This is a genomic window from Azospirillum sp. B4 (assembly GCF_000333275.1).
Taxonomy (GTDB): Bacteria; Pseudomonadota; Alphaproteobacteria; order Azospirillales; family Azospirillaceae; genus Nitrospirillum.
Map to the genome: position 1 here is coordinate 1 of NZ_BACU01000163.1, position 4,785 is coordinate 4,785.

The 4,785-nt window shown below is 71.3% G+C and carries 5 protein-coding genes; 3 read left to right on the top strand and 2 right to left on the bottom strand.

The window, feature by feature from the left end:
* The first annotated feature begins 157 nt into the window (after nt 1-157).
* The 3 genes from I55_RS07510 to I55_RS07520 all read left to right on the top strand — a co-directional run bounded on the left by I55_RS07510 (nt 158) and on the right by I55_RS07520 (nt 3,629).
* Nucleotides 158-1,060 carry a LysR family transcriptional regulator gene (locus tag I55_RS07510; RefSeq protein WP_044559895.1) on the top strand — a complete coding sequence of 301 codons (903 nt, stop codon included), beginning with the start codon at nt 158-160 and terminating at the stop codon, nt 1,058-1,060.
* A gap of 114 nt (nt 1,061-1,174) precedes the next feature.
* A complete protein-coding gene (locus I55_RS07515; RefSeq protein WP_148293618.1) occupies nt 1,175-1,807 on the top strand; it encodes a hypothetical protein in 633 nt (210 codons plus the stop codon).
* 172 nt (nt 1,808-1,979) lie between these two features.
* Nucleotides 1,980-3,629 (top strand): hypothetical protein, encoded by a 1,650-nt coding sequence (locus tag I55_RS07520; protein ID WP_044559897.1) that lies wholly within the window; start codon nt 1,980-1,982, stop codon nt 3,627-3,629.
* A 63-nt stretch (nt 3,630-3,692) separates the two neighbouring features.
* Here the strand turns inward: I55_RS07520 and I55_RS07525 are convergent, their stop codons facing one another.
* Together I55_RS07525 and I55_RS07530 are read right to left on the bottom strand one after the other, a co-directional pair.
* Nucleotides 3,693-4,130: a septal ring lytic transglycosylase RlpA family protein gene (locus I55_RS07525; protein WP_083900925.1), complete on the bottom strand. Its 438-nt coding sequence runs from the start codon at nt 4,128-4,130 to the stop codon at nt 3,693-3,695.
* A 48-nt stretch (nt 4,131-4,178) separates the two neighbouring features.
* Nucleotides 4,179-4,785: outer membrane beta-barrel protein (locus I55_RS07530; RefSeq protein WP_044559898.1), on the bottom strand; the 607-nt coding region annotated here is incomplete at its 5' end.

Sequence of the window (4,785 nt, forward strand, 5' to 3'; positions counted from 1 at the left end):
GCGTAGGGCGCGGATGCCGCCCGCCATCCTGGATCCCCTGGTGGCTGTTTCCGCACCTTTCGGCACCCGGTTCACGCGGCGGGGCGACCAGGCGGCGCTGATCATGTAGAACAGGGTGAGTGAACGGTTTATCGGGGTAGACGGCGGGGGCCGGATCGTGAAGCTGAACCTGCGGGCGCTGGAAGCCTTTCGCCTGACCCTGGCCACCGGGTCCGGGTCCGCCGCCGCGCGCCAGCTGGGCATCAGCCAGCCGGCGGTCAGCCGCCTGATCACCCGCCTGCAGAACGACGTGGGTTTCGACCTGTTCTACCGGGAGCGCGGGCGCCTGGTCGCCACGCCGGAAGCCCTGATCCTGTCCAACGAGGTGGAAACGGCCCTGGCCCGCCTGGACCAGGTGGCGTCGCTGGCGCGCAACATCGGCCAGCTGGACATCGGGGAGCTGCGCATCGTCGGTCCCCCCAGCCTGGTGGAGGGGGCGCTGGCGCCGGTCATCGCCGGCTTCCTCAACAAACATCCCAAGCTGAAGGCCGTGATCCACCCCCGCGACGTCGACACCACCAAGGAGATGGTGGCGACCAAGGAGGCGGAGTGCGGTTTCGCCAAGCTGCCCATCAACCACCCCGGCATCCGGGCGGAAGTGCTGGTGGTGTCCGAAACCGCCTGCGTCCTGCCGCCGGGCCACCCCCTAATGGATCACGACATCCTCACCCCGGCGGAACTGCGCAACGTGCCGCTGATCGTGCTGGGCCAGGGCCGCTGGCCACGCACCGCCATCGACGCGCAGTTCCAGAAGGCCGGCATCGCCCCGCACGTGCGGCTGGAGACGCAGAGCGTGGGCTCCGCCTGCGCCTTCGCCGCCCAGGGCGTTGGCGTGGCCATCGTCAACGAATTCATGGCGCGCGACCATGCCTGGCGCGGAGTCCATATCCGCACCTTCCGCCCGCAGATCCTGCACAAATACGCCTTCATCACCGCCAGCGCCGCCCCCATGGCCAAGGTGACGGAGGCCTTCCTGGCCCATTGCCGCAACGCCCTGAAGATGGATCTGGCGGCGGAATGACACGGGCGCCAGGGCAGCCGATGGCCAAATCATTATTGGCAATCCAGCCGCGCCGGGGGATAACTTGCCGACAAGAAACCGGGAAACGTGCCCAACCTGGCGGAAAGCATGACCATGACGACGCGCCCTCGCCGGCTGGCCACGCTGGCGGCGGCCCTGCTGCTGACCGGTGGCGCGCACGCCGCCGGACCATCGGCCAGTCCCCCCACCGGACCGGGCGCCAGCCCATCCATGGACACGGCGGCGCGCCTGGCCCTGGCCGACGCGGCCCGCCAGCGGCAGACCCCGGGTGAGGTCAGTGTGGCACGATCCCTGGTGGCGCAGGGTGACCGCGCCTATCGCCGGGGCGACTACGGCAAGGCCTACGCCGCCTACAGCAGCGCCTATCCCAACAGCCCGCTGCCCTACGCCTATGTCATGGCCAGCGACGCACACTGGCGTGCCGTCGTCCAGGCCCATGCGGCGGCGCGCACGAAAAGCGGCGGGCGCTGTGAGCAGGTCGGCGGCGACCGCCTGGCCGGCGACCTGAGTCAGAGCCTGGAGCAGGAGCTGGACTTCGGCCTGGCGCTGGCGGCCCATGACAAGGACGGCGCCTTCCTGGACTCGCCCCTGGCCGTCCGCGCCGGCGGCATCGCCACCTGCCTACGCGACCTGACGCAGCGCCTGCGCGCCGGCGGCCCCCGCTGCGACGACACCCGCGCCATCGAGCATTGCCTGGGGGTTCCCTTGCCGACAAATGGTGGCTGAGGGACGGTTGACCGTCGAAGGTTCCCTGCCCTATCGTCCCATCGTGCGGTCGCCATGCCGCCTCCGGACCCGCGGGAAGGGCTGAGCCCACTGGCCTATCATCATGGTCATCCCCGACCTTTGTGCAGCCGGATTTGCGGGTCGACGGCGCCTCACGCACGGAGGTTCGCTCATGGCCCGATCCCTTCCCGATCATCCCCATATCGACCAGTTGAAACGCCAGGCCAAGGAGTTGCTGGCGGCCCACCGGCGCGGCGACGCCGAGGCGCTGGCCCGCTTTCGCGCCAGCCTGCCGGCGGCCCAGGGCCGGAATGACGCCAGCCTGGCGGCGTCCAAACTGCGCCTGCACGACGCCCAGTCCTGCGTGGCGCGGGAGTACGGCTTTCCGTCCTGGGCCGAGCTGGACGCCTTCGTCATCAGCCGCCGCGCCGCGACCGCCAGCCGGGCGGAGGCGGTGCTGGAATGGCTGCGGCTGGTTTATGCCGGCGACATCAGCGGCAGCATGCGCCGCCCCCGCCCGGCCGCCGCCGTCCGCCTGCTGGCGGAGAACGCCGACGTGGTGTCGGGCGACGCCCTCCTGGCCTGTGCGATTGGCGACGTCGAACAGGTGCGCGCGGCGATCGCCCGGGACCCCGCCTGGGTCAATCGCCCCAGCGGCCCGCTGAACCTTCCGCCCCTGGTGGCGGTCGCCCATTCCAGCCTGCTGCGGGTGCCCGGCTTCGCCGAACGCCTGCGCGACTGCGCCCGGCTGCTGCTGGCCGCCGGCGCCGATCCCAACCAGGCGGTGGGCAACCGCTGGCCACCCGCCAGCGTGGCGCAGCCATCGGAGACGGAGCGGCTGTCCGCCCTCTATGGCGCCGCCGGGCAAAACCACGACCCCGGCCTCACAGCCCTGCTGCTGGAGGCTGGCGCCGATCCCAACGACGGGGAGTCGCTGTACCATGCCTTGGAGAGCCCGGATTGCGTTGATCTGCTGCTGAGGGCGGGCGCCCGGGTCACCGGATCCAACGCCCTGTATCGCGTGCTGGATTGGGAGGCGCCCGAGGTCCTGCGCCTGCTGCTGGCCCGGGGCGGCGACGCCAACGAACCAACCAGCGGCCGGCCCACGGCCGATTGGGGATCGCCCCTGCTGTGGGCCATCCACCGCCGCCGCTCCCCCGCCCACATCGCGGCCTTGCTGGCGGCCGGGGCCGATCCCAAGGCCCGCACGCCCGATGGCGCCAGCGCCTACACCGTGGCCCTGCGCTTCGGCCTGACCGAGGTGGCGGAACTGCTGCGCCAGGCGGGTGGCGGCGAGGCACTGTCGCTGGAGGACCAATTCATCGCCGCCTGCGCCGCGGGGGACGAGGCGGCGGCGCGCGCGATCCAGGCCCAGCGGCCGGATCTGCCGGCGGCCCTGTCGGACAGCCAGCGGCGCCTGCTGCCGGAATTGGCAGCGGAATGGGGATGCGACGCGGCCATCGCCGTCATGGTCCGCCTGGGTTGGCCCCTAACCGTCCAAGCCGGGGACTGGAACGCCACCGCCCTGAACCACGCCGTGTTCCGGGGCGATGCCGCCCTCGCCCGCTTCCTGCTGGAATGTGGCGCCCGCTGGACGGAAAGGCACGGCTACGGCGACGATGTCAGTGGCACCCTGTCCTGGGCGTCGCTGAACCTGCCGGAGGAAAGCGGCGACTGGGCGGCGTGCGCCCAGGCCCTGCTTGACCACGGCATGCCGGTGGCCAGGCCCCCCGCCGACGGCAAGGGCGGCGTCCTGATCGAAGGCGGGCGCAAGTGGTTCTCCGAAGAGGTGACGGAGGTCTTGCTGGGCGTCGTCACCTGAAAGGAAGGGCCGGCGATCCTCCGTGCCGGCCCTTTTCCCAGATGGGGATCGCCGCCGTGGAACTCAGGGCGGCCCCGCCTCCGCGACCGCTTCCGGCGCCGCGTCGCAGGCACGGTTGGTGGGGCAGACGGCGCCAGTGGGGCGGATGCTGACCATGGCGGTGCCGACGCGGTCCAGGCCCAGGGCGCGGGCGGCGGCGGCGGATAGATCCAGCACCCGGCCCTTCACGAAAGGTCCCCGGTCATTCACCCGCACCATCACCCTCTGGCCATGGGCCGACACCTCGATCACCGTGCCCAGGGGCAGGGTGCGGTGCGCGGCGGTCAGGCCCTCGGGGTCGTAGGCCTCGCCGCTGGCGGTGCGGCGGCCCGCATGCTCCCGCCCGTACCAGCTGGCCTTGCCGACCTGCGCGGTATCCCCCGCCGTGTTGCCCTGGGCCAGAACCGGCGCCAACGCCAGCCCGGCGCCCAAGGCCAGGCAACCCCATAGCCGCGTCCTCATGGGACTCTCGTCATCGTTGTTGTGAAAGTACCGGAGATCGGCCGTGGCTCAGCCGCCGAGGGGGATCAGCATGTCCAGGCCAAAGGTCGTCTGCCCCTGGTCGCCACCAAAGGGGCGGGCGTTGCCCAGCGACCGGTCGTAACGCACCTCCGGCCGCAGGGCGAGCCCGTCGGGCAGGACGTCCCAGCCCAGGCTGGCCGCCGGCTTCCAGGTCACCCCGGCGGTCAGCGCCAGATATGTGGCCCCCTGGCCCGCCGACAGCACCGGCGCCCGTGTCGGCCAGCCGGCCTCCGCCAAGACATAGTCCTGGTTGCCCTGGTAGGCCGAGACGTAGAAGCCCTGGACATCGCGGAACAGCTCCGTCCGCAAGGTCAGCAACACGGTGTCGTCGTATTTCCAGGTGGCGTACTGGGCGGCGCCGAACGCCTCCGCCTTCACCAAGTCGTCGCGGACGTAGTTCAGCTCCGTGATCAGGGTCAGGGCATCGTTGGCCTTCACCGTCAGCACGGCGTCATTGATCCAGCGCGCCTCGTCATTGGCGCGAGCCAAGCCCAGAGGAGCCTTGGTGCTGGCGTTCTCCGGCCCGACATGGGTCAGGGCCACCAGGGTGACGCTGCTGTCGGCATTGGCGTAGCCGAAGCCGAAGATGCCGGAC

What these genes read in the sequence shown, in the direction of transcription:
- I55_RS07520 (WP_044559897.1), top strand. Translation starts at nt 1,980, where the DNA reads ATGGCCCGATCCCTTCCCGATCATCCCCATATCGACCAGTTGAAACGC.
- I55_RS07515 (WP_148293618.1), top strand. Translation starts at nt 1,175, where the DNA reads ATGACGACGCGCCCTCGCCGGCTGGCCACGCTGGCGGCGGCCCTGCTG.
- I55_RS07525 (WP_083900925.1), bottom strand. Translation starts at nt 4,130, where the DNA reads ATGAGGACGCGGCTATGGGGTTGCCTGGCCTTGGGCGCCGGGCTGGCG.